The following is a 23,217-nucleotide window of genomic DNA, read 5'->3' as shown; positions in this document are numbered from 1 at the left end:
CCGAGGGTGCCCGCCGTCAGGCACTCCGGCAGGACGCGCCCGCCCGGCCGCCGCACGTCCCCAGACTGCACCACCGGCGCAGTCCGCTCTCGTCCAGGAACAGCCACCCGCACCGCCGGTCCGGGCAGACCCGCACCGTGAACCGGGCCGGATCGGCGAGAAGTTGCGCACCACTGAACGCGGCGGCGTGCACCGGCAGCCGCAGCCCGGCGGCAAGGTCCGGCCACCAGCGGCCGCGTCCGTCGGTCTCACGCCGGAAGACGAGCGTACGGGCGGCGGCCTCGGCGGCCCGCGCGACCGTCTCGAAGGCCGGGCCGTCGTCCGGGTCGACCAGGCTGGCGTAGAGCGCCGCGCGAAGCGTACGGGCCTCGTCGAGCACCGTCTCCGCCGCTCCCGGGTCACGGCGCGCGAGGTGCAGCAGGCGGTTCGTCGAGACCTCGTCCACCAGCCCGACGTGGCCGGCCCAGACGGCAAGGGTGCGGTAGCCGCGCAGCCACTCGGCGCCGGGCAACGGAGGCTCGTGCCCCCACCCGGCGAGGGTGTTGCAGAAGTCCAGGGCCGGATGGCCGCCCACGCTCCACGGCAGGCTCTCGTCGCCGACCCGGATCTCGTGCATCGGCCGGGCGGCCCGGTCCAGCCGGTCGTCGCCCGCGAGCACCCGGCGCTGCACCTCCCGGAGGCGGGGCCCCGGCTCGACGCCGAAGTCGGCCGCGAGCACGTCCCGGGTGGCGCGGTAGAGGCGCAGCGCGTCGGCCCGCCGGGCGCCCCGGTACAGGGCGGTCATCAGGACCGCCACGAGATGCTCCCGCGTCGGGTGCTGGGCGGCCAGCGGCATCAGGTCCGCGATCGCCCGCGTGTGCCGGCCCAGCGCGAGCTGGGCCTCGGCCCGTAGTTCCACGGCGACGAGGCGAAGTTCCTCGACCGTGCCGTGCAGCCGGTCCCGCAGTTCGTCGTCCGCCGCGTCGGCGAGCAACGGCCCGCGCCAGAGGGCGAGCGCCCGGTCGAGCGACCGCACCCGCTCGGCGGGATCGGTGGTCCGGCCGGCCGCCCGGACCAACTCGGCGAACTCGTCGACGTCGACCCGGTGCCCGTCCTCCTCCACCGCGTAGCCCTCGCCCCGGGTGCTGATCAGCACCCCGTACGGATGGAGCGAGCCCCGCAGCCGCCCGATGTACGTCTGCACCGCACTGCGCGCCGTGGCCGGCGGCCGGCCGTTCCAGAGCAGGTCGATGAGGCGGTCGGTCGGCACCACCCGGCCCACGTCGAGCAGCAGCACCCCGAGCAGGCAACGCTCCTGGCGGCGGCTGCCGACCTCGACCGGCCGGCCGTCGTGGCGGGCCTCGAACGGCCCGAGCAGGCGGAACTCCATACCGAACAGGACGACCCGGTACCGGCCCGGGGTTGTCGCCCGACGGTGATCGCGTGGTGAGGAACCCGGCCGGCCGGGTCCGTTCGCCCGACGCCTGCCGCGCGGCGCGGTGAGCCGGTGGTGAGCGGGCCCGGCGATGCTCGCCGCCCGGACCAGCGAGGGATGGAGTGGAACATGCGGTTCAGGATGAGTATCGCGGTGGCGAGCGTCGTGGTGGCGGTGGTCGCGGCCCTACCAGGCTCGGCGTCCGCTGCGCCGGAGCGGCATCCCGCCCCCGGGGCCTGGGAACCCGCACCCCAGGAGCCGTTCGAGATGCCGGCGGGCGCGCGGTGCGAGTTCGCGGTACGGGTCGAGCCGATCGTGGACGAGGTGCGGAAACTGACGATCGAGACCTATCCGGACGGCGCGCCGAAGCGGGAGTTGTTCACCGGCGCTCTGATCAACCGGGTGACGAACCTGGAGACCGGTGCCACCTCGACGGCGGACGCGAGCGGCACCTCGCTCGTCGTCTACCGCCCCGACGGCTCGATGACCTGGTACGTGACCGGGCCGGTGCTGCTCGGCTTCCGGGAGAACGCCGGCACGCTGCCGAAGGGGCTGTGGATCGTCGACGGTCAGTTCCGGGTGGAGTTCTCCCCCACCTACGACAAGACCATCACGATGCTCCACGGCACGACTCACAACGTCTGCACCGACGTCGACTGATCGGGTGACGCGGTGGCCGGCGTCCCCGGTCACCGCGTCAGTCGGCCGGAGCCTCGTAGACCAGGGCAACCGCGATCCCGGCCAGCCCCTCTCCGCGCCCGGTGAAGCCCAGGCCGTCGGTGGTGGCCGCGGAGACGGTCACCGGCGCGCCCACCGCCTCGGAGAGCACCCGCTGCGCCTCCTCCCGGCGCGGCCCGATCTTCGGGCGGTTGCCGACGACCTGCACGGACACGTTGCCGATCCGGAAGCCCGCCGCCCGTACCCGGCGCGCGCTCTCGGTCAGCAGCGCCACCCCGGGCGCGCCGGCCCACTCCGGCTGGTCCACGCCGAAGTTCGCGCCCAGGTCACCGAGACCGGCGGCGGAGAGCAGGGCGTTGCAGGCGGCGTGCGCCGCCACGTCGGCGTCCGAGTGACCGGCCAGGCCGTCCTGGTCCGGCCAGTGCAGGCCCGCGACCCAGCAGGGCCGCCCGGCCGCGAACGCGTGCACGTCGGTGCCGACAGCCACCCGAGGAACGATCATGACCAGAGGGTACGCGCCGCGGATCCCGGGAGCCGGGTGGACGACGGCCGTCAGGCGCCTGTGGTCAGGAGGTGTTCGGCGAGGGCCATGTCGAACGGGCGGGTGATCTTCAGGGCCAGCTCGGAGCCGGGCACGCACATGACCGCGCCGCCCTGCTTCTCGATCAGCCCGGCGTCGTCGGTGAGCGCGTCGCCCGCCGACCGGTGGGCCGTGAGCAGCACCGAGCGGCGGAAGCCCTGCGGCGTCTGGACCGCCCGCAGCGCCGACCTGTCGACGGTGCCGAGCACACGCTCGGCCGCGTCGACCTCCTTGATCGTGTCGACCACCGGCAGCACCGGGATCACCGCGTCGTGCCCGTCGCGGACCGCCGCCGCCACCGACTCGACCAGGTGGGGCGGGGTGAGCGCACGGGCCGCGTCGTGCACCAGGACGATCTCCGGACCGGCGGGAACGGCAGCGAGGGCCGCTGCCACCGACTCCTGGCGTTCGGCGCCACCGGGAACCACCGTCACCGGGGCGACGGGGGCGAGCATCGCGCGTACCGCCTCGACCTCGGTCGCCGGTGCGGCCACCACGATCGTGTGCACCGAGGGCGCGGCGGCGAGCCGGCGGACCGCGTGCACCAGCAGCGGCTCGCCGGCGAGCAACCGGAGTGCCTTGGGGGCGCCGGGTCCGAGGCGTACTCCGGCACCTGCCGCAGGAACGAGGACCGCGACGTCACCGCGCGGATTGAGCTGCGCGGTCACGTCGCGGTCCTCGGATTCGTTCGCTGCGGGGTGGGTAGAGGCAGAGGCGTGGATCAGGCCTCGGTCAGCACCTTGTCGAGCAGCGTCTCGGCCTCGTCCTTCGTGCTCTTCTCCGCCAGCGCGACCTCGCCGACGAGGATGTCACGGGCCTTGGCGAGCATCCGCTTCTCGCCCGCCGACAGGCCCCGCTCCCGCTCCCGGCGCCACAGGTCGCGGACGACCTCGGCCACCTTCAGCGGGTTACCGGAGGCCAGCTTCTCCAGATTCGCCTTGTAACGCCGCGACCAGTTGGTCGGCTCCTCGGTGTGCGGTGCACGGAGCACGTCGAAGACCTTGCCCAGGCCCTCTTCGCCAACCACTTCGCGCACACCCACGATCTCGGCGTTCTCGGCGGGCACCCGGACCGTCAGGTCACCCTGTGCGACCCTCAGGACGAGGTATTCCCTGGGCTCGCCCTTGATGACCCGAGTCTCGATTGCCTCGATGAGTGCGGCCCCGTGGTGGGGGTAAACAACGGTCTCGCCGACACTGAAAACCATAGGTTCGAAACCCCTTTCGCTGTGTCTAGGGTAACACGCTCAGGCACCGATGTCTCACCGCTGTCCTGATCGTTGGCGCAGCTCAGGGGCCCTGTGAGAGGTATTTCTTCAGCTTGACAGGCGGTCAAACCGATGCTTTCGACACGCTCCGTGAGGAACACGTGACAACCCGGTAAGGGGTGACGGGAGCGTCCAGATCTAGGGCGATGCGCTCCTTCCATGGTAGCTCCGCAAGACCGTCCGCGCCCAGGTGTGGCGTTACGGCGGCCGGTGCGGGACGCTGGTGAGGGACGTGACGTCCGCTCACCGAGACGTTCCTGGGGGTCCGATGGGCGTGCCTGACGCTGACGGCCAGGGGCCGCCGGACGGGCTGCCCGGCCTGCCCCCGGAGTGGGGCCGGGTGGTCGTCCCGGACGACGCCTCGGCGCTCGCCGACGAGGCCCGGCAGGTCCGCCGGGAGCTGCGCCGCACGCGGCAGGGCTCCGGCCGGCCTGGCGTTCCGGCCCGCCTCGGGCTGCCGGTGCTGATCCTGCTCGTGTCGGTACTGGTCACGCTCGCCGGGCTGGCCGCAGTCACCTGGCCGCGCACCACCCGCTCCGGCGCGCCGACTGTGCTGCCCCGCTCCACCGCCGCACCGCAACCGGTCGGCCCGCTGCCCGCGCTGGACCTGGTCGGCGCCGACGACACACCGGTACCCCTGCGCAGCCTGCTGCCCGCCATGATCATCCTGGTGGACGCCTGCGCCTGCGCCGAGCAGGTCGGCATCGCCGCGCGCGCCGCGCCGCCCGGCGTCACGGTGGTCACCGTGACCGAGGGCCGCAGCGCCGGGCCCGCGAGCGTCCCCGGGGTACGCCCGCTCGGCGACCCAGCCGGCGGGCTGCGCTCCTACCTGCACCTGTCCGCCCACCCCGGCACCGCCGCCGCAGTGCTCGTGGACCGGCAGGGCTCGCTGGTCCGGGTGGTGCCGGAGCTGGGCCCGCTGTCGGACTACGGCGCCGACCTGGCCCGGCTGGGCGGCTGAGCCGCCGGGCCGAGGACGCGAGCGGGGCGCCCACAGCGGTGGTCAGTAGAGCGCTTCGAGCCGGGCGTTCAGCTCGGCCCGGCCGCGTACACCGCTGAACCGCACCAGCACCGGCGCGCCGGTGCCGCCCAGCAAGGGCAGCTCCAGTCGCCCGCCGCACCGGAGCAGCCGCCGCGCGTCGCCGGTCCCGGCGCCGGACAGCTGCACGGCGATCGACCCGTCCCCGGAGCAGCTCACCGACAGCCGGTATTCGTCACCCCGCGAGGGGTTCACCTGCCGGATGACGGCCGGCCCGTCCGGCGTCAGGTCCGACGTCTCCCGCCACACCACGTGCGACACCTGGAGCACACGCGAGGTGCCGTCCGGCTCCACCCGCACCATCACCGACCGGTCCGGGTCGGTGGCCGGTGCGCGGCGCGCCCGGAGCGTGGGGTCGCCCCCCGGGCGGGACAGCCAGGCGTCCCCGGTCGACGGGTCGACCCGCCAGGTGCGGGCGATCGGTTCGGCGCTCGCGGGCGGCGGCGCCGACACTGCGGTGACCGCACCCGGCTCCGGTGCCGCCCACCGCCACCAGGCCGCGCCGGCCGTCAACGCCAGAACGGTCAGGACGGCCAGCGGTACCCGCCCGTCCCGCTCGTCGGAGGCCATGACGGCAGCGTATCCGCGCGGCACGGGCGGGGCGAGCCGTCAGCCCACCCGTTCCAGCAACGTCGCGTAGAGCGTCAGGCCCGGCCCGAACGCGAGCATCACCACCCAGCGCGGCGGCGACGGCTCCGTACGCCACAACCGGTCCAGGATCAGCAGCACGGTCGGCGACGAGCAGTTGCCGTGGTCGGCGAGCGTCCCCCGGGACGCGGCGAGCCCGTCCGGCGGCAGGGCCAGCTCACGCTCCACGACGTTGAGGATGCGCGGCCCGCCCGGGTGCACCGCCCAGCCGTCCACGTCGGAACGCGCGCACCCGTGCCGCGCCAGCAGCTCGTCGACCAGGGTCTGCACGTGCCGGGAGAGCACCTGCGGCACCTTCGGCGACAGTCCCATCCGGAAACCGGTGTCGGTGACGTCCCAGGTCATGTGGTCGGCGGTGGAGGTGTCGGTGACCGAGGTGACCTCGCGCAGCGCGTACCCCCGGCCGCCGGGGACGACCACGGCGGCGACCGCGGCGTCCGAGAACAGCGCGTGGGAGACGATCTGCTGGGTGTCCACCCGGGCACCCGGCGGCTGGATGTGCAGGCTTGTCAGTTCCGCGCAGAGCAGCAGCGCGGGCCGCCCGCGGGCGGTGACGAAGTCGCTCGCCGCACCCAGCCCGGGCAGGGCCGCGTAGCAGCCCATGTGCCCCACGAACATGCGCTGGGTGCTCGGGGACATGCCCAGGTCCCGGGCCAGCATGATGTCCAGCCCCGGGGTCGCGTACCCGGTGCACGAGCAGACGATGAACAGGCCGATGTCGGCGGCGTCCAGGCCGGCGGCGGTGAGTGCCCGGCTGACCGCCTCCTTGCCCAGCGGCAGCGCCTCGACCTGGTAGCGGCGCATCCGGCGCTCGGTCGGCCACTCCGAGACGTCCTCCAGCAGCGGATTGACCGCCGCCTGCCGCCGGGTCACGCCCGAGTTGGCGAAGATCCGCTCGGCCAGCGCCCTGGTGTTCCCCTGGAAGTGCCCCGCGAAGAAGCCCGTCCACAGTTCGTCCTGCATCGCGGCCGGCGGTTGCGCCGTACCCAGACCCGCGATCACCGGTGTGCCCACGTCCCCCACCCCTCGCCCTTCACTCGCACCTCGCGCTCACCGTGCCGCCTTCCGTTAGCGACTGCGGGGCTCGCAAAACCGGCTCACTCCTCGCGCTCACAGTGCCGCTCTTCGTTCGCGACTGCGGGGCTCGCAAAACCGGCTCACTCCTCGCGCTCACCAACGAGGGAGCGCGCTGTCCCGGTCCGGGTCGCCGCCAAGTGCGGCGATGCCGAGCCAATCGGCGCACACGTCGGACGTGGCCGGATGCAGCGAGCCGCAGCGGGCGTCCCGGTAGAGCCGCTCCAGCGGATGCCCGCGCCGGGTCGCCGACGTGCCCGCCGCCTCCAACATGGAGGCCGCCACCTCGGCGGCGGTGGTGCCGGCGAGCAGCTTGGCCCGCCACACCCAGCGGTTCGTCTCGGCGTCGCCGGGCGCCTCGTCGACCCGGCGGGCCGCCTCGGCGACCACCAGTTCGGCGGCGGCGGTGGCCGCGTCGGCCCGGCCCAGGCGGGCCCGTACCGCGGGCAGGCCGGCGAGGTTGCGGGCGTTCAGGTGCTCGGCTGCGGCGTCGATGGCGGCCCGGGCCACGCCGACGTAGACCGCCGCGTAGCTCGCCACAAGCCAGTGCGGCATGAGCTGGGCGACCACCAGGGCCAGCCCTTCGACGCCGCCGAGCAGCCGGTCGGCCGGCACCGTCACGTCCAGGTGCACGTCGTGCGAGGACGTGGCTCGCATGCCGAGCGAGTCCCAGGTGGGCTCGACGGTGATCCCGTCCCCGGCCGGGACCAGGAACTGCGACACCACCGACTGGTCGGCGGCGCTGCGGGCGGCCACCAGGTAACCGTCCGGGTGGCCGGCGCCGGAGCAGAACGTCTTGCTGCCCTTGATGTGCCAGCCGCCCTCGACCGGCTCGTAGACGGTGCTGAGCTTGGACAACCGGGCGCCGGCGCCGCGTTCGCTCATCGCGACCGCGTACCAGGCGCCGTCGGCGGCCGCGCGCAGCAGGCGGTCCCGCGCCGCCAGCGCCTCCTCCGGTACGCCGAGCGCCTCGGCCAGTTCCTCGGTGACCGCGCCCAGGGCGCCGGTGACCGAGGCGTGCATGTTGAACACCAGCGCGGTGGCGCCGTTGCCCCGGGCCAGTTCGGTGGCGACCGCGGCGTACTCGGCGAAACTCGCACCCGTACCGCCCAGCTCGGGGGGCACCATCAGGCCGAACAGCCCGGCTGCCCGCAGGTCCGCGAAGTCGTCCACGGGGAACGAACCGTCGCGGTCGTACTCGGCCGCGCGGGCGGCCAGTCGCGGCGCCAACCGGCGGGCCGCCTCCAGCGCGTGCACAGTCATGTCGCCCCCTTCTCGGCGTCCTTTACCCCGGGCCGCCCCGGCTACCCGCCCCGGCGCCCCCAGCCCTGGTACAGCACCGCCGTCGACCGGGTCGGCACGATGCGTGGTTCGGTCCTGCCCGGACGGTCGGCGCCACCGCGCACGCGGCGCAGCAGCCAGGCCAGCGTGCCGCCCAGCTCCGGCCGGACCCCGCGCACCGTCAGCGACACGCCGTGCCGGGCACACTCGGCGACCAGGGCGCGGGCGTCGACGAACAGCCGCGGGTCGTGGATGCCGCGCGGCACCGTGGGCAGCCGCTCGCCCACCTCCACCGCCACCAGCCGGGCCAGCAGCGTGTCGTTGAGCGTGTCCAGCACCAGCAGGCCGCCCGGACGCAGCAGCCGGCACGCCTCGGCGACCGCCCGCCGCCAGTCCGGCACGTGCTCCAGCAGCTCACCGGCGGAGACGACCGCCGCGCAGCCGTCGGCCAGCGGCACCGCCGTGGCGTCGGCCTGGACCACTGTCACACCGTGCGCGGCGGCCTGGTCGAGCGCGGAGCGCGTCAGGTCCACCCCGACGTGGCGGTAGCCCTTGCCGGCCAGGTGCGGCGCCAGCAGCCCGGCCCCGCAGCCCAGATCGACCAGCAGGTCGTCGGGCGTGGACGCCGCCGGCACGAGCGCCGCCCGGGCCCTCGCCAGCCAGTGCAGCATCGCGAACGCGCCGTCCGGCCGCCACCACTCGCCGGCCAGGTCGTCGTACTGCCGCGGGTCGTTCGGCGGCAGCACCCGGTACGGAGTGGACACCGGCGACGCGTCGGGCATGCGTCGAGCGTGGCACGACTGCCCGGTAACGACCAGACTTCCCTTATGTCGACACGGGTGTTAGGGCTGGTCAGGGCGAGCCATCCGGAACCCGCAGCGGCGGTCACAGTGGTCGCCGCGCTGCTCGCCGCCGGTGCCGGGCACTCCGCGACCGGTGTCGTGGCGGTGGCGCTGACGGTGCTGGCCAGCCAGCTCGCGGTCGGGTGGAGCAACGACCTGATCGACGCCGACCGGGACGCGGCGGTGGGGCGTACCGACAAACCGGTGACCACCGGCGAGGTCGCCCGGCCGACGCTGGCCCGCGCCACCGTGGTCGCCGCCGTCGCCGTGCCGGTGCTGGCGCTGGCCGGCGGCCCGGCCGCGGCGGCCTGCGCGACGCTGGGCCTGGTCTCCGCGCTGCTCTACAACCGGCCGCTGAAGTCGACGCCGGTGTCGGTGCTGCCCTACGCGGTCTCGTTCGGCGCGCTGCCCGCGTTCGTGGTGCTCGCCCTGCCCGGCTCACCCGTGCCCCCGGCCTGGCTGGTGGCCGCCGCCGCGCTGCTCGGCGCCGGGGCGCACTTCGCCAACGTGCTGCCCGACCTGGCCGACGACGCCCGGACCGGGGTGCGCGGCCTGCCGCACCGCCTCGGGCCGGCGGGCAGCCGGCTGGCCGCCGCCGGGCTGCTGCTCGCGGCCACCGTCGCGCTGGTCCTCGGCCCGCCCGGGCCGCCGTCGTGGACCGGCCTGTCGGCCGTCGCGGCCGCCGTCGCCGTGCCGGCCGTCGGCTGGTACGCGGGACGCGCGACCGCCGGACGCTCGGCGACCGCCTTCCGGGCGGTGCTGGTGGTGGCGCTGATCGATGTGGTGCTGCTGGTGACGAGCGGCCGGGTGGTCTGAGCAGTCCCTCCCGAGGTGGTATTGCCGGGTCCGCGTGCGGGCCTCGATCAGCTCCAACTACCCTGGAGCGCGGTCTGCGCGGGTATGGCCACCCCGTGCCCGGGGGTCGACCGGGCGGGGATCGTGACGAGGAGGACCGACGTGACGCGCTCGATCAGGGGTTCCCGGGGGCCGGCCCTGCTGCTGGCCGGCACGGCGGCGGCGAGCCTGCTGCTGTCCGGGTGCGGCGCCGGGCAGATTTCCGAGACCGCCAACAAGATCCCGTCGGTACAGGGCGTCAACGTCCAGACCTCCGACAACCTCTACAAGGTGCGCGGGCTCTACGTGCAGTTCCCGGGCCCGAAGGGCTACGAGGCCGGGTCGAACGCGCCGGTCAACGTGGTGATCTACAACGACAGCGAGAAGCCGGTGACCGTGACGGTCACCACCGACAGCGCCCGGGAGATCGTGCTCACCGGTTCCGGCGCGGGCGAGAGCGGCGCGGCCACCCCGACCGGTTCGCCCACCGAGCCGGCCACCGCCTCGCCGACCGCCACCGACCCGAGCGCGTCGCCGAGCCAGTCGCTGGAGACGTCCGAGTCGCCGTCGGCCAGCCCGTCGCCGAGCGAGTCCGCGCCCGCCGGCCAGCCGGCCCGGATCGAGATCCCGGCGCTCAGCTACGCGCAGCTCAACGCCGGTAACCCGCGGTTCCTGCAGCTCATCGGCCTGAACCAGAAGCTGCTCGTGGGCCAGCAGGTCAACCTGACCTTCGACTTCGGCAACGGCAAGGTCGTCACGACCCCGGCGCCGATCGGCATCCCGCTGACCCCGGAGGCCACGCCGTCGAAGATCGTGGAGCCGCGGCACGTCGGTGAGGACAGCGGCGTCGAGGGCGGCCACTGACCTCTCCCCTTCTTCCGTCGGCACCGCCGTCGTGGCCAGCGCCACGCCGGCGGTGTCGCCGTTCCGGGTGGGCTTTCGTCGTACGGGCCGGTTAGCGTCCGGTGGTGACCACGCCCCGATCGACTCCCTCCCGTGCCGGCGCCGGCCGCGGTCGCGCCGCCACCCGCGAACCCCGCCCGGCCTACGAGTGCGACGCCTGTGGCCACCAGCCCCCGAAGTGGGTGGGCCGGTGCCCCGAGTGCGGCGAGTGGGGCTCGGTGGTCGAGTGCACGGTCACCGGCCCGATGGTCTCCGGCCGGGTGGTCAGCTCGCGGATGCCGGCCGAGCCGGCCCGGCCGATCGCCACGATCAGCGCCGCGCCCGCCCGTGCGCGTCCTACCGGCGTCAGCGAACTCGACCGGGTGCTCGGCGGCGGGCTGGTCCCCGGCGCGGTGGTGCTGCTCGCCGGTGAGCCCGGCGTGGGCAAGTCGACGCTGCTGCTCGACGTGGCCCAGCAGTGGGCGGCCGGTGCCGGCAGCCCGTCGCTGGTGGTCAGCGGCGAGGAGTCGGTCAGCCAGGTGCGGCTGCGCGCCGAGCGGATGGGCACCCTGCACGACCAGCTCTACCTGGCCGCCGAGAGCGACCTGTCGGCGGTGCTCGGCCACCTCGACGCGGTCAAGCCGGGGCTGCTGGTGCTCGACTCGGTGCAGACCATCTCGACCACCGGCACCGAGGGCGTGCCGGGCGGCGTCACCCAGGTCCGCGCGGTCACCGCCGCCCTGGTCGCCGTCGCCAAGGAACGCGGCATCGCCACCGTGCTGGTCGGGCACGTCACCAAGGACGGCCAGGTGGCCGGTCCCCGGGTGCTGGAGCACCTGGTCGACGTGGTGCTGCACTTCGAGGGCGACAAGCACTCCTCTCTGCGCATGGTGCGCGGCGTGAAGAACCGCTTCGGCGCGGCCGACGAGGTGGGCTGCTTCGAGATGCACGAGGGCGGCATCAGCAGCCTGGCCGACCCGTCCGGCCTGTTCCTGACCCGCTACTCCGAACCGGTGCCGGGCACCTGCGTGACGGTGGCGATGGAGGGGCGCCGGGCGCTGGTCACCGAGGTGCAGGCGCTGATCGGGGCCACGGTGGCCGGTTCACCGCGGCGTACCGTCTCCGGCCTCGACAGCGCCCGGCTCGCGATGGTCCTCGCCGTGCTCCAGCGCCGCACCGAGCGGCTCACGCTGCACGACCGGGAGGTCTTCGCCGCCACTGTCGGCGGCATCCGGGTGGTGGAGCCGGCGGCCGACCTGGCGGTGGCACTCGCGGTCGCCTCCGGCGGGCTCAACCTGGCACTCAACCCGCATCTGGTGGCCATCGGCGAGGTGGGGCTCACCGGCGAGGTCCGCCGGGTCGGTGCGGTGCCCCGGCGGCTGGCCGAGGCCGCCCGGCTCGGTTTCCGGCTGGCCCTCGTGCCGCCCGGCTGCGGGCCGGAGAGCAGCGGCGCCGGGCCGGAGAACATGCGCGTGATCGAGGTCACTGATGTGCGTGCCGCCCTCCAGGCGGCCGCCCGCGCGTCGGCGGAGTGACACGGTGGGAGGCTCCGGGCGTTTCGGGGCAGGCCACGCAGGGCGCAATCGGCCTCCCGAGCCGGGCATCGTGACACATCACAGTAACCACGAGAGCACCCACCGCATGGCAGTCCGTAGACTGTGCCCGTGCCGATCGACCGCGATGCCACCAAGCCCGCAACGGCGACGCCGCACGCCCGTACCGGCGCCGTGAGCGGCAACCCCGCTCGTGCCATCAGCGTGAGCGTCAACGGAAGCGTCGGCGGCGGGGCCGGTGCCGATCCGCTGCGCGCCAACCTCGCCCTGATGGCTCCCGGCACCGCCCTGCGCGACGGCCTGGAGCGGATCCTGCGCGGCCGCACCGGTGCGCTGATCGTGTTGGGCTACGACAAGGTGGTCGAGCAGATCTGCACGGGCGGCTTCCCGATGGACGTGGAGTTCTCCGCCACCCGGGTTCGCGAGCTGTGCAAGATGGACGGCGCGGTGGTGCTCTCCAGCGACGGCACCCGCATCGTGCAGGCCGGCGCGCACCTGATGCCCGACCCGTCCATCCCGACGGAGGAGTCCGGCACCCGGCACCGCACCGCCGAGCGGGTGGCCCGGCAGACCGGCTACCCGGTCATCTCGGTCAGCCAGTCGATGCGGATCATCAGCCTCTACGTCAACGGCCAGCGGCACGTGCTGGACGACTCGGCGGCCATCCTGTCCCGCGCCAACCAGGCGCTCGCCACGCTGGAGCGCTACAAGCTGCGGCTGGACGAGGTCTCGGGCACGCTCTCCGCGCTGGAGATCGAGGATCTGGTCACCGTCCGCGACGCGGTCGCTGTGGTGCAGCGGCTGGAGATGGTCCGGCGGATCGCCGACGAGATCGCCGGCTACGTGGTGGAGCTGGGCACCGACGGCCGCCTGCTGGCGCTGCAGCTCGACGAGCTGATGGCCGGCGTGGACGCCGACCGCACCCTGGTCATCCGCGACTACCTGCCGACCGGCCGCAAGTCGCGCACGCTCGACGAGGCGCTCGTGGAGCTCGACCTGCTCAGCGCCACCGAGCTCATCGACCTCGTGGCGGTGGCGAAGGCGATCGGCTACCCGTCCGCCTCCGACGCGCTCGACGCGGCGGTCAGCCCGCGCGGGTTCCGCCTGCTGGCCAAGGTGCCCCGGCTGCCGGTCGCCGTGGTCGACCGGCTGGTGGTGCACTTCGGCAGCCTCCAGCGGCTGCTCGGCGCGACGGTGGAAGACCTCCAGGCGGTCGAGGGTGTGGGCGACGCCCGTGCCCGTGGCGTCCGCGAGGGCCTGTCCCGGCTCGCCGAGGCGAGCATCCTCGAACGGTACGTCTGAGCGACGGCTCAGCCGGTGATGGTCAGCTTCACCGGCTCACTGATCTTGGTGCCGACCCGGGCGAACACCTGGTACGCGCCGATCGCCGCGAAGTCGCCGTTCGCCAGCCCGCTCGCGCACTTGTTGTCCAGCTTGCCGTTCCAGCCCAGCTCGTAGGAGCGCTCGAAGTTCGGCGTGAACGACTGCACGTCCGAGCCCTTGCCGGTGCCGCAGGTGTCCGACGACCAGATCTTCTCCGCGCCCGACTTGACGTACAGCTCCTGCAGGTCGGCGCCGACGTCCCGGCTGCACGTACGGTTCGACACGTTTTTGACCTTGAGGCGCAGCGTGACCACTGTGCCCCGCTGGGCGGTGGGCGGCACCGCGACCGGCGTCACCAGCAGCTCGGAGTCGGTGCAGGTGCCGTCGTCGGAGACCGGCTGACCGGTGGCGCCGCCGTTGCCGGTGCCGCCCCCGTTGTTCGCGCCCCCGCCGGTGTTCCCGCCGTCGCCGGTGGCGTCGCCGCCGGTGTTTCCGCCGCCGTTGTTCGCGCCACCGCCGCCGGCCTCACCCGGTGTCGGTGACGGGCTGCCCGACTGCGGGGTCAGCACCGAGCCGGACGGGTCCGGCTGAGCGCCGGCGGAGCCGCTCGGGGACGGGTCCGTGCCCGGAGCGCCGGTGTTGCGGTCCGTGCCGGTGCAGGAATACAACAGGACAATCAGGAAGAGCAGCCCTGCTCCGAGCACGACGGCACGACGCCGCCAGTACACGGCAGGGGGCAGGGGGCCGACCGTCAGACGCATGATGCGCCTACCGTAGCCGCGCGGCGCACGGCTCGCCGGTCCGACGCGCCGGGAACCCGCCGCCGTACGGCCGCAGACGTCCACACTGGATAACGGCCGCCACCGTCAGAGGTAGACCTTGCGCTGGTAGATCGCGTGCGCACCGGCCACCCGGTCGAGGAAGAGCAGCCCGGCGCAGTGGTCGATCTCGTGCTGGAGCGCCCGCGCCTCGAAGCCGTCGGTCACCAGCCGGACCGGCTCGCCGCTGCCGGGCAGCGCGCCCTCGACCACCAGGCGGCTGGCCCGCTTCACGTCACCGGTCAGGTCCGGCACCGACATGCAGCCCTCCCGCCCGGCCTTCCACCGGGACGCCTCCACCACGCGAGCGTTGCAGAGCACGAACGTGCCGTGCACGGTGACCGCCTTCGGATGGCCCGTCACGTCCACCGCGAACACCTGCGCGCTCACCCCGACCTGCGGCGCCGCCAGGCCCACGCAACCGGGCGAGACGCGCATCGTGGCCACCAGGTCGGCGGCGAGCCGCACCACCTCGGCAGACGTGGGGTCGACCTCCGGACCAGGCTGGCTCAGCACCGGCTCCGGGGCGGTGACCACCGGGCGTACCGCACCGGGAACGCCGAGCTTCTCCGGGGTCCAGCCGCCCAGGCCCGCGTACTCCGGCCCGGTCACAGCAGATCCGTGTCCGCCGGGCGGAGGCTGACCCCCACACCCAGCTCCGCGGCGACGCGGGTGAGCCGGCCGGCCACCTCGTCCGACACGCCCGGCGGCAGCTCGACCTCGGCGACCACCACGTAGAGCGAACCGGTGAGCCGGGTGCTCAGGTCGGTCACGTTCCCGCCCGCGTCGGTCAGCACCCGGGTCATGGCCGCGACGATGCCCATCCGGTCGGCGCCGTGCACCGCCAGCACGTACGGCTCCCCCGTCGGCTCGCTGCCGCCGTCGGGCGTGACCGCGCGTACGGTGGCCAGCAGGTGCCCGTCGGCGGCCAGCGGGGCCAGCGCGGCCTCCACGTCGGCGGCGGCCGGGCCCACACAGATCAGGGTCATCGCGAAGTGTCCACGAAGCCGGGTCATCGTGGAGTCGGTGAGGTTCGCGCCGAGCCGGGCGAGGACCTCCGCGACGTCGGCCACGATGCCCGGCCGGTCCCGGCCGATGACGGTGATCGCGAGCTCGTTCATTCGGACATTCTGCCCCGTCGCCCATGATCGATCGCGCCCGGCCACCCGGCCCGCCCATCCTGCGGGAAAGACGGCCGTGACATGATCGGCGACGCGATGTCCGAGCCCACATTCGCCACCCAGGTCAGCCGGTGGTACGAGCGCAACGCCCGCGACCTGCCCTGGCGCAAGCCCGGCATCGGCGCCTGGGCGATCCTGGTCAGTGAGGTCATGCTCCAGCAGACCCCCGTGGTCCGGGTGGTGCCCGCGTGGGAGGCGTGGCTGGCCCGCTGGCCCGACCCGCGCGCGCTCGCCGAGGACACCCCGGCCGAGGCGATCCGGATGTGGGGACGGCTCGGCTACCCCCGCCGGGCGGTACGCCTGCGCGAGTGCGCGACGGCGATCGTGGAGCGCCACGGCGGCGTGGTGCCCGACCGGCTCGACCAGTTGCTGGCGCTGCCCGGTGTCGGCACGTACACGGCCCGCGCGGTCGCCGCGTTCGCGTACGGGCAGCGACACCCCGTGGTCGACACGAACGTCCGGCGCGTGGTGTGCCGGGCGATCGCCGGTGAACCCGACGCCGGCCCCACCACCCGCCCCGCCGACCTGGTCGCCACCGAGGAACTGCTGCCGATCGAGCCGGCCGCCGCCGCGCTTGCCAGCGCCGCGTTCATGGAACTCGGCGCCGTCGTCTGCACCGCCCGCGCGCCGCGCTGCGCGATCTGCCCGGTCGAGTCGAGCTGCGCCTGGCGGGCTTCCGGGCAGGCCGCCCCGGTGGGGCCGACCCGACGGCCGCAGCGCTACGCCGGCACCGACCGGCAGGTACGCGGACTGCTGCTCGCGGTGCTGCGGGAGTCCACCGGCCCGGTGCCGCACCAGCGGCTGGACCAGGTATGGCACGACGACGTGCAGCGGGCCCGTGCGCTGGCCGGCCTGGTCACCGACGGCCTGGTGGAACCGGTGGGCGAGGAGTCCTTCCGCCTGGCCGGCGACGGCCCCGCCGTCCCCCTCCCCTGACCGCGCCCCGCCCCCCGTCTCCGCCCCACCCCCGCCCACCCCGCCCCGCCCCGCTGATCATGAAGTTAGCGGCGACAAATGGGGCGCCAAGTGCGGTCAACTTCATGATCAACGGGGGCAAGGGCCGGGGCGGCGGGCACGGAAAGGCGACGACCCCGGCGGCTTTCGCCTACCGGGGCCGTCGCCCTCGAACTGTGCGGAGTTACGCGGCGTCGTCCGCGCCGGTGGCGGCGGTGCCGCCGAGGTCCGCCGGGACCGCGTCCGGCACGGCGTCCGGCCGGTCCGCGCCCCGGAAGACGAGCTTGGACTTGTCGATGTCCTCCGGGTCGCCCTCGCAGTCCACGACCACGATCTGCCCCGGGGTCAGCTCGTTGAACAGGATCCGCTCGGACAGGTTGTCCTCGATGTCGCGCTGGATCGTGCGACGCAGCGGCCGCGCGCCCAGCACCGGGTCGAAGCCCTTCTTCGCGAGGTACTTCTTCGCGTTGTCGGTCAGCTCCAGACCCATGTCCTTGTTCCGCAGCTGGGTCTCGATCCGGGCGATCATGATGTCGACGATCGACAGGATCTCGTTCTGACGCAGCTGGTGGAAGACGATGGTGTCGTCGATCCGGTTCAGGAACTCGGGCCGGAAGTGCTGCTTGAGCTCGTCGTTGACCTTCTGCTTCATCCGGTCGTAGTTCGACTCGGAGTCCTCAGAGGCCTGGAAGCCCAGCGACACCGCCTTGGCGACGTCACGCGTACCGAGGTTGGTGGTCAGGATGATGACCGTGTTCTTGAAGTCCACGATCCGGCCCTGGCCGTCGGTGAGGCGCCCGTCCTCCAGGATCTGGAGGAGCGTGTTGAACACGTCCGGGTGGGCCTTCTCGATCTCGTCGAAGAGGACCACCGAGAACGGCCGGCGACGCACCTTCTCGGTCAGCTGCCCGCCCTCGTCGTAGCCGACGTAGCCGGGAGGGGCACCGACGAGCCGGGACACCGTGTACCGGTCGTGGAACTCCGACATGTCGAGCTGGATGAGGGCGTCCTCGCTGCCGAACAGGAACTCGGCGAGCGCCTTGGACAGCTCGGTCTTACCGACGCCAGACGGGCCGGCGAAGATGAACGAGCCGGACGGGCGCTTCGGGTCCTTCAGGCCGGCCCGGGTACGCCGGATCGCCTTCGAGACCGCCTTGACCGCGTCCTCCTGGCCGATGACGCGCTTGTGCAGCTCGTCCTCCATGCGCAGCAGGCGCGAGGTCTCCTCCTCGGTCAGCTTGTAGACCGGGATGCCGGTCCAGTTGCCGAGCACCTCGGCGATCTGCTCGTCGTCGACCTCGCTGACGACGTCCAGGTCACCGGCCTTCCACTCCTTCTCCCGCTGCGCCTTCTGGCCCAGTAGCTGCTTCTCGGTGTCGCGCAGCTGGGCGGCCCGCTCGAAGTCCTGCGCGTCGATCGCGGACTCCTTGTCGCGGCGCACCTGGGCGATGCGCTCGTCGAAGTCGCGCAGGTCCGGCGGCGCGGTCATCCGGCGGATCCGCATCCGGGCGCCGGCCTCGTCGATCAGGTCGATCGCCTTGTCCGGCAGGAACCGGTCGGAGATGTACCGGTCGGCCAGCGTCGCGGCGGCGACCAGTGCGGCGTCGGTGATGGAGACGCGGTGGTGCGCCTCGTACCGGTCCCGCAGGCCCTTGAGGATCTCGATGGTGTGGGCCAGCGACGGCTCACCCACCTGGATCGGCTGGAAACGACGCTCCAGAGCGGCGTCCTTCTCCAGGTGCTTGCGGTACTCGTCGAGCGTGGTGGCGCCGATGGTCTGGAGCTCGCCACGGGCCAGCATCGGCTTGAGGATGCTGGCGGCGTCGATCGCGCCCTCGGCCGCGCCCGCACCGACGAGCGTGTGGATCTCGTCGATGAACAGGATGATGTCGCCGCGGGTGCGGATCTCCTTGAGCACCTTCTTCAGGCGCTCCTCGAAGTCACCGCGGTAGCGGGAACCGGCGACCAGGGCACCGAGGTCGAGCGTGTAGAGCTGCTTGTCCTTCAGCGTCTCGGGCACCTCGCCCTTGATGATCTTCTGGGACAGGCCCTCCACCACGGCGGTCTTGCCGACGCCGGGCTCGCCGATCAGCACCGGGTTGTTCTTGGTGCGGCGGGACAGCACCTGCATGACCCGCTCGATCTCCTTCTCGCGCCCGATGACCGGGTCGAGCTTGCCCTCGCGGGCGGCCTGGGTCAGGTTGCGGCCGAACTGGTCCAGCACGAGGCTGGTCGACGGCGCGGCCTCACCCGGTGCGGCACCGGCGGCGGCCGGCTCCTTGCCCTGGTAGCCGGAGAGCAGCTGGATGACCTGCTGGCGGACCCGGTTCAGGTCGGCGCCCAGCTTCACCAGGACCTGGGCGGCGACGCCCTCGCCCTCGCGGATCAGGCCGAGCAGGATGTGCTCGGTGCCGATGTAGTTGTGGCCGAGCTGCAGCGCCTCGCGCAGGGACAGCTCCAGCACCTTCTTGGCCCGCGGCGTGAACGGGATGTGCCCGCTCGGCGCCTGCTGGCCCTGGCCGATGATCTCCTCGACCTGCTGACGCACGCCCTCCAGGGAGATGCCGAGGCTCTCCAGGGCCTTTGCCGCGACACCCTCACCCTCGTGGATCAGGCCCAGCAGGATGTGTTCCGTACCGATGTAGTTGTGGTTGAGCATCCGGGCCTCTTCTTGGGCCAGGACGACAACCCGTCGCGCTCGGTCGGTGAACCGCTCGAACATGCCCTCGTGCTCCTCACGTGCCGTGCGCCTTGATGGTCAGATCTCGGCGGGGCCGGTGCGCGGACGTCCGGGACGGGCGTCCGTGCCTCCTTACTCTATCGCCGCGGACCGTCTCTGCTGAGGTCGTGTGCCCCCGCGAATGACCGTTCCGACGTCGTTTCTGACAACCGTCCACGCTCAGGAGGTGTTCCGGGGCCCCTGCCTGTACGCGCAGAGCGAAATTCGACCGGCACCCGAACGGCCGGTCGAGTGGACCGGAGGGCGGCACCGAGGCGTCCGCCGGGTCGTCCACAGCCTGTGGATGAAATCTCCACCGCCTGTGGACAACCGCCGTGGGCGGGGATTTCTTCCCGACTGCCGCGGCCCTCGCGCCGAGTGGGCCGGACCGGACATCTGGCACGGCCGGGCACGCTCAGGACGGCGGAGCGGATACGGCGACGCCGGCCCGGAATGGCACTCCGGTCCGGCGTCGCGTCGCCCGTGTCGGGGGTCGGGTCAGTGCCCCGCCTTCGCGTGGTACTCGTCCACGATCTCCTGCGGGATGCGGCCCCGGTCGGAGATGTCCTTGCCGGCCTTCTTGGCCCACTCGCGGATGGCCCGGTTCTGCTCGCGGTCGGCGGTCGCGCCGCCCCGGCCCCGAGCGGCCCGGCCACCCACGACCACGCCGCCGCGACCGACCTTCGTTCCGCTCGCGATGTACGGCGCGAATACGTCGCGCAATTTCCCGGCGTTGGATGCGGAGAGGTCGATCTCGTACTGCACCCCGTCGAGCGCGAACTTGACGGTCTCGTCAGCGTCCCCGCCGTCCAGGTCATCGACCAGCTTGTGAATGATCTGCTTGGCCACGTCCCACATTCCTTTCGAGCAGGGTTGTACACCTGCAATACACCGAGCACAATAACCCGTCCGGCGCTTGTTCCGTCAATAGGACCGGGTAACGAGCCGGAGAAGGCTTGCGGGGAGCGCCTACTCGGGCCGGACCAACGGGAACAGGATGGTTTCCCGAATTCCGAGCCCGGTCAGTGCCATCAGCAGCCGGTCGATTCCCATTCCCATGCCACCGGACGGCGGCATTCCATACTCCATCGCTCGGAGAAAATCCTCGTCCAGTCGCATCGCCTCGTCGTCGCCACGCGCCGCGAGCTGCGCCTGGGCCACCAGCCGCTCGCGCTGGACGACCGGGTCGACCAGTTCCGAGTACGCGGTGCCCAGCTCGAATCCGAGCACGTAGAGATCCCACTTCTCGGCCAGGCCCGGCTCACTGCGGTGGGCCCGGGTGAGAGGGCTGGTCTCCTCCGGGTAGTCCATGACGAACGTGGGCGCCTGAAGCGACGGCACGACCAGTTCCTCGAACAGCTCCTCGGCCAGCTTGCCCGGTCCCCACTTCGGGTCGACGGAGAGGCCGACCTTGTCCGCGTACTCGACCAGGCGTGCCCTTTCGGTGCGGACGGTGACCTCCTCACCGAGCGCTTCGGAAAGAACACCGAACAGCGACACCGACCGCCACTCGCCGCCCAGATCGAACTCACGCCCGTCCGCGTGGGTCACCACCGTCGAGCCGGCGACCGCCACTGCGGCCTGCTGTACGAGATTTCGGGTCAGCTCCGCCATCGTGTGGTAGTCGCCGTACGCCTGGTACGCCTCCAGCATCGCGAACTCGGGCGAGTGCGAAGAGTCGATCCCCTCATTACGGAAGTTGCGGTTGATCTCGAAGACCCGGTCCACGCCACCGACCACCGCGCGCTTGAGAAACAGTTCCGGCGCGATTCGCAGATACAGATCCGTGTCGAGCGCATTGCTGTGGGTCACGAATGGGCGCGCCGCCGCGCCGCCGTGCAGCAGTTGCAGCATCGGCGTCTCGACCTCGATGAAGTCCTGCCCGTGCAGGGTGTCGCGCAGACTGCGGACGGCGGTGGCCCGGGTGCGTACCATCTGGCGGGCCTGCGGCCGGACCACCAGGTCCACGTAGCGCTGCCGGACCCGGGACTCCTCGCTGAGCGGCTTGTGCGCCACCGGCAGCGGGCGCAGCGCCTTCGCGGTGACCGCCCACTCCTCGGCGAGAACGGACAGCTCGCCGCGCCGGCTGGTGATCACCTCGCCGGTCACGCCGACGTGGTCACCGAGGTCGACCAGGCGCTTCCAGTCCGCCAGCCGCTCGGCGCCGACCCGATCCAGCGAGAGCATCGCCTGGACCTCGGTGCCGTCACCGTCGCGCAGCGTCGCGAAGCAGAGCTTGCCGGTGTTGCGAATGAAGATCACCCGGCCGGTGACCGAGACCCGGTCGCCGGTGGCGGTGTCGGTGGGCAGGTCGGCGTAGCGCTCCCGCAGCCGCGCGAGCGTGGTGGTCCGCGGGAAACCCACCGGGTACGGCTCGACGCCCTCGGCGAGCATCCGGTCCCGCTTCTCCCGGCGGACCTTCATCTGCTCGGGAAGGTCGTCGGCGGGGTCTGTTGGCAGGGCGTTCTGCTCGGTCACGGCACGCTTCCTCAGGCCTTGGGAACATCGGCGGGGTCAGCACATGAGCGTACTCAAGCGCCGTGGCGGCCGTTACGGGATAACCTGCCCGCCATGACCGACCCCACTGCGGCCCTGTCGTTCGGCGCCGCCGCGGCCGATTACGACCGGTTCCGTCCCCGCTATCCGGAGGCCGCGCTGCGCTGGGCGCTGGACGGGCTGCACGACGCCCGGGTGGTGGATCTCGGCGCCGGCACCGGCATCCTCACCCGCGGGCTCCTGGCGCTGACCGGGCCGGTGGCTCAGGTCGTACCCGTGGAACCCGACCCGGGGATGCGCGCGCAACTGGCCGACGCGACGCCGGGCACGACGGCGCTCGCCGGCAGCGCCGAGGCGGTGCCGCTGCCGGACGGGTCGGCGGACGCGGTGCTGGTCGGGCAGGCCTACCACTGGTTCGACAGGGAGCGGGCGCACGCCGAGGTGGCCCGCGTGCTGCGCCCGGGCGGCACGTTCGCGCCGGTCTGGAACATCAGGGACGAGCGGGTCGGCTGGGTAGCGGAGCTGACCCGGATCGCCCACCTCGGCGACAACGCGGGCGACGTGACGCAGCGGTACGCGGACTTCGGCGCCGCCTTCACCGAGGTCGAGGTGGGCGAGTTCGCGCACGCCACCACGCTGACGCCGGACGGGGTGGTGATCATGCTGCACACCCGCTCGTTCTGGCTGACCGCCGACGCGGACGAGCGGCGACGGGTCGACGCGGAGCTGGCCGAACTGTTCGCGACCCATCCCGACCTGGCCGGCCGGGAGACGGTCGAGCTGCCGTACCGCACGATGGTGCTCCGGGCGCGGCGGCGTTAAGAAGGGGCCCCTCCTCTACCGGAGGCGTTAACAGGGGGCCCTTCCTTGCACCTCAGACGTTGCGGTCGTAGACCATCCGCAGGCCGATCAGCGTGATCATCGGCTCGTGGTGGGTGATGGTGTGGCACTCGCCGAGCACCAGCGAGGCCAGGCCGCCGGTGGCGATGACCGCCTTCACGCCGCCCAGCTCCTCGGACATCCGCTCGACGATCCGGTCCACCTGCCCGGCGAAGCCGAAGTAGAGCCCGGCCTGGAGGCACTCGACGGTGTTCTTGCCGATCACCGAGCGCGGCCGGGTCGCCTCCACCTTGCGCAACTGCGCCGCGCGGGCGGCCAGCGCGTCGAAGGAGATCTCGATGCCGGGGGCGAACGCACCGCCGAGGAACTCCCCCCGGCTGCTGACCAGGTCGAAGTTGGTGGTGGTGCCGAAGTCCACGACGATCGACGGCCCGCCGTAGAGCGTGTACGCGGCCAGCGTGTTCACCACCCGGTCCGCGCCCACCTCCTTCGGGTTGTCGATGGCGAGCTGCACGCCGGTCCGCACGCCCGGCTCGACGATCACGCTGGGCAGGTCGGCGTAGTACCTGTCGAGCATGGTGCGCAGCGAGCGCAGCGCGGCCGGCACTGTCGAGCAGGCGGCCACGCCGGTGATCTCCACGGCGTCCCCGGCGAGCAGTCCCCGGAACATCAGACCCAGCTCGTCCGCTGTGGAGCGGGCGTCGGTCTTGATCCGCCACGAATGCACCAGCTTGTCGCCGTCGAAGGTCGCCAGCACGGTGTTCGTGTTTCCGATGTCGATGCAGAGCAGCACA

Annotated in this window: 23 protein-coding genes; 8 read left to right on the top strand and 15 right to left on the bottom strand. The window is 72.9% G+C overall.

Translation table 11 applies throughout. The annotated features are described in order from the left end of the window. Nucleotides 1-16: 16 nt before the first annotated feature. Entirely contained in the window at nucleotides 17-1,369 is a 1,353-nt protein-coding gene (locus tag O7604_RS11295; protein ID WP_281579585.1) for a BTAD domain-containing putative transcriptional regulator, read from the bottom strand. 174 nt (nucleotides 1,370-1,543) lie between these two features. On the opposite strand from O7604_RS11295, the gene O7604_RS11290 reads away from it, so the two are divergent. Further along, nucleotides 1,544-2,074: a hypothetical protein gene (locus O7604_RS11290; protein WP_269703683.1), complete on the top strand. Its 531-nt coding sequence runs from the start codon at nucleotides 1,544-1,546 to the stop codon at nucleotides 2,072-2,074. Nucleotides 2,075-2,111: 37 nt separating this feature from the next. Here the strand turns inward: O7604_RS11290 and ispF are convergent, their stop codons facing one another. Genes ispF through O7604_RS11275 form a run of 3 tightly spaced genes read right to left on the bottom strand, consistent with a single transcriptional unit; the run spans nucleotide 2,112 to nucleotide 3,879 of the window. Next, the gene (ispF, locus tag O7604_RS11285) at nucleotides 2,112-2,594 is read right to left on the bottom strand and encodes a 2-C-methyl-D-erythritol 2,4-cyclodiphosphate synthase (RefSeq protein WP_269703681.1); all 483 of its coding nucleotides are present in this window, start codon (nucleotides 2,592-2,594) and stop codon (nucleotides 2,112-2,114) included. 50 nt (nucleotides 2,595-2,644) lie between these two features. Then, nucleotides 2,645-3,340: a 2-C-methyl-D-erythritol 4-phosphate cytidylyltransferase gene (gene ispD, locus O7604_RS11280; RefSeq protein ID WP_269703679.1), complete on the bottom strand. Its 696-nt coding sequence runs from the start codon at nucleotides 3,338-3,340 to the stop codon at nucleotides 2,645-2,647. A gap of 53 nt (nucleotides 3,341-3,393) precedes the next feature. Continuing rightward, a complete protein-coding gene (locus O7604_RS11275; RefSeq protein ID WP_013288937.1) occupies nucleotides 3,394-3,879 on the bottom strand; it encodes a CarD family transcriptional regulator in 486 nt (161 codons plus the stop codon). A 328-nt stretch (nucleotides 3,880-4,207) separates the two neighbouring features. Here O7604_RS11275 and O7604_RS11270 point away from each other — a divergent pair, with 328 nt between their 5' ends. Next, a complete protein-coding gene (locus O7604_RS11270) occupies nucleotides 4,208-4,900 on the top strand; it encodes a hypothetical protein (protein WP_281579584.1) in 693 nt (230 codons plus the stop codon). A gap of 42 nt (nucleotides 4,901-4,942) precedes the next feature. Here O7604_RS11270 and O7604_RS11265 read toward each other — a convergent pair whose 3' ends face one another. From O7604_RS11265 to O7604_RS11250, 4 genes are all read right to left on the bottom strand, one after another. Beyond that, on the bottom strand, nucleotides 4,943-5,548 hold the full coding sequence (locus O7604_RS11265) for a hypothetical protein (RefSeq protein WP_281579583.1): 606 nt from the start codon (nucleotides 5,546-5,548) through the stop codon (nucleotides 4,943-4,945). Between the two features lie 39 nt (nucleotides 5,549-5,587). Continuing rightward, nucleotides 5,588-6,649, bottom strand: coding sequence for a type III polyketide synthase (locus tag O7604_RS11260; protein WP_269703675.1), 1,062 nt, complete (start codon nucleotides 6,647-6,649; stop codon nucleotides 5,588-5,590). A gap of 147 nt (nucleotides 6,650-6,796) precedes the next feature. Continuing rightward, nucleotides 6,797-7,963 carry an acyl-CoA dehydrogenase family protein gene (locus O7604_RS11255; RefSeq protein WP_281579582.1) on the bottom strand — a complete coding sequence of 389 codons (1,167 nt, stop codon included), beginning with the start codon at nucleotides 7,961-7,963 and terminating at the stop codon, nucleotides 6,797-6,799. Between the two features lie 41 nt (nucleotides 7,964-8,004). After that, the gene (locus O7604_RS11250; protein ID WP_269703673.1) at nucleotides 8,005-8,763 is read right to left on the bottom strand and encodes a methyltransferase domain-containing protein; all 759 of its coding nucleotides are present in this window, start codon (nucleotides 8,761-8,763) and stop codon (nucleotides 8,005-8,007) included. A gap of 45 nt (nucleotides 8,764-8,808) precedes the next feature. Here O7604_RS11250 and O7604_RS11245 point away from each other — a divergent pair, with 45 nt between their 5' ends. From O7604_RS11245 to disA, 4 genes are all read left to right on the top strand, one after another. Continuing rightward, the gene (locus O7604_RS11245; RefSeq protein ID WP_269703672.1) at nucleotides 8,809-9,639 is read left to right on the top strand and encodes a UbiA family prenyltransferase; all 831 of its coding nucleotides are present in this window, start codon (nucleotides 8,809-8,811) and stop codon (nucleotides 9,637-9,639) included. 141 nt (nucleotides 9,640-9,780) lie between these two features. After that, the gene (locus O7604_RS11240; protein ID WP_269703671.1) at nucleotides 9,781-10,521 is read left to right on the top strand and encodes a hypothetical protein; all 741 of its coding nucleotides are present in this window, start codon (nucleotides 9,781-9,783) and stop codon (nucleotides 10,519-10,521) included. 104 nt (nucleotides 10,522-10,625) lie between these two features. Beyond that, entirely contained in the window at nucleotides 10,626-12,074 is a 1,449-nt protein-coding gene (gene radA / locus O7604_RS11235) for a DNA repair protein RadA (protein ID WP_030272015.1), read from the top strand. A gap of 129 nt (nucleotides 12,075-12,203) precedes the next feature. Continuing rightward, nucleotides 12,204-13,394, top strand: coding sequence for a DNA integrity scanning diadenylate cyclase DisA (gene disA / locus O7604_RS11230; RefSeq protein WP_013288946.1), 1,191 nt, complete (start codon nucleotides 12,204-12,206; stop codon nucleotides 13,392-13,394). Between the two features lie 8 nt (nucleotides 13,395-13,402). On the opposite strand, the gene O7604_RS11225 is transcribed toward disA, so the two are convergent. From O7604_RS11225 to O7604_RS11215, 3 genes are all read right to left on the bottom strand, one after another. Further along, on the bottom strand, nucleotides 13,403-14,176 hold the full coding sequence (locus O7604_RS11225; RefSeq protein ID WP_269703669.1) for a hypothetical protein: 774 nt from the start codon (nucleotides 14,174-14,176) through the stop codon (nucleotides 13,403-13,405). Between the two features lie 105 nt (nucleotides 14,177-14,281). Then, nucleotides 14,282-14,845 (bottom strand): peptide deformylase, encoded by a 564-nt coding sequence (locus O7604_RS11220; RefSeq protein ID WP_269703668.1) that lies wholly within the window; start codon nucleotides 14,843-14,845, stop codon nucleotides 14,282-14,284. Continuing rightward, nucleotides 14,842-15,354 carry an ACT domain-containing protein gene (locus O7604_RS11215; RefSeq protein ID WP_013288949.1) on the bottom strand — a complete coding sequence of 171 codons (513 nt, stop codon included), beginning with the start codon at nucleotides 15,352-15,354 and terminating at the stop codon, nucleotides 14,842-14,844. The genes O7604_RS11220 and O7604_RS11215 overlap by 4 nt, the downstream gene beginning before the upstream one ends. 96 nt (nucleotides 15,355-15,450) lie before the next feature. Between O7604_RS11215 and O7604_RS11210 the strand changes: the two genes are divergently transcribed. Then, complete coding sequence (locus O7604_RS11210) at nucleotides 15,451-16,350, top strand: A/G-specific adenine glycosylase (RefSeq protein ID WP_281579581.1); 900 nt, start codon at nucleotides 15,451-15,453, stop codon at nucleotides 16,348-16,350. A 202-nt stretch (nucleotides 16,351-16,552) separates the two neighbouring features. Here O7604_RS11210 and O7604_RS11205 read toward each other — a convergent pair whose 3' ends face one another. The 3 genes from O7604_RS11205 to lysS all read right to left on the bottom strand — a co-directional run bounded on the left by O7604_RS11205 (nucleotide 16,553) and on the right by lysS (nucleotide 21,565). After that, on the bottom strand, nucleotides 16,553-19,090 hold the full coding sequence (locus O7604_RS11205; protein ID WP_124779086.1) for an ATP-dependent Clp protease ATP-binding subunit: 2,538 nt from the start codon (nucleotides 19,088-19,090) through the stop codon (nucleotides 16,553-16,555). A 495-nt stretch (nucleotides 19,091-19,585) separates the two neighbouring features. Next, nucleotides 19,586-19,936: an Lsr2 family protein gene (locus O7604_RS11200; RefSeq protein WP_332367310.1), complete on the bottom strand. Its 351-nt coding sequence runs from the start codon at nucleotides 19,934-19,936 to the stop codon at nucleotides 19,586-19,588. 120 nt (nucleotides 19,937-20,056) lie between these two features. After that, a complete protein-coding gene (gene lysS / locus O7604_RS11195; protein WP_281579580.1) occupies nucleotides 20,057-21,565 on the bottom strand; it encodes a lysine--tRNA ligase in 1,509 nt (502 codons plus the stop codon). 93 nt (nucleotides 21,566-21,658) lie between these two features. Here lysS and O7604_RS11190 point away from each other — a divergent pair, with 93 nt between their 5' ends. After that, on the top strand, nucleotides 21,659-22,405 hold the full coding sequence (locus O7604_RS11190; RefSeq protein WP_281579579.1) for a class I SAM-dependent methyltransferase: 747 nt from the start codon (nucleotides 21,659-21,661) through the stop codon (nucleotides 22,403-22,405). A 52-nt stretch (nucleotides 22,406-22,457) separates the two neighbouring features. Here O7604_RS11190 and O7604_RS11185 read toward each other — a convergent pair whose 3' ends face one another. After that, nucleotides 22,458-23,216 carry a type III pantothenate kinase gene (locus O7604_RS11185; RefSeq protein ID WP_013288955.1) on the bottom strand — a complete coding sequence of 253 codons (759 nt, stop codon included), beginning with the start codon at nucleotides 23,214-23,216 and terminating at the stop codon, nucleotides 22,458-22,460. Nucleotide 23,217 lies beyond the last annotated feature (1 nt).

This window comes from Micromonospora sp. WMMA1947 (assembly GCF_027497355.1).
Lineage (GTDB): Bacteria > Actinomycetota > Actinomycetes > Mycobacteriales > Micromonosporaceae > Micromonospora.
The sequence above is the reverse complement of the archived record's forward strand: the minus strand, read 5'-3'. Positions and strand labels throughout refer to the sequence as shown.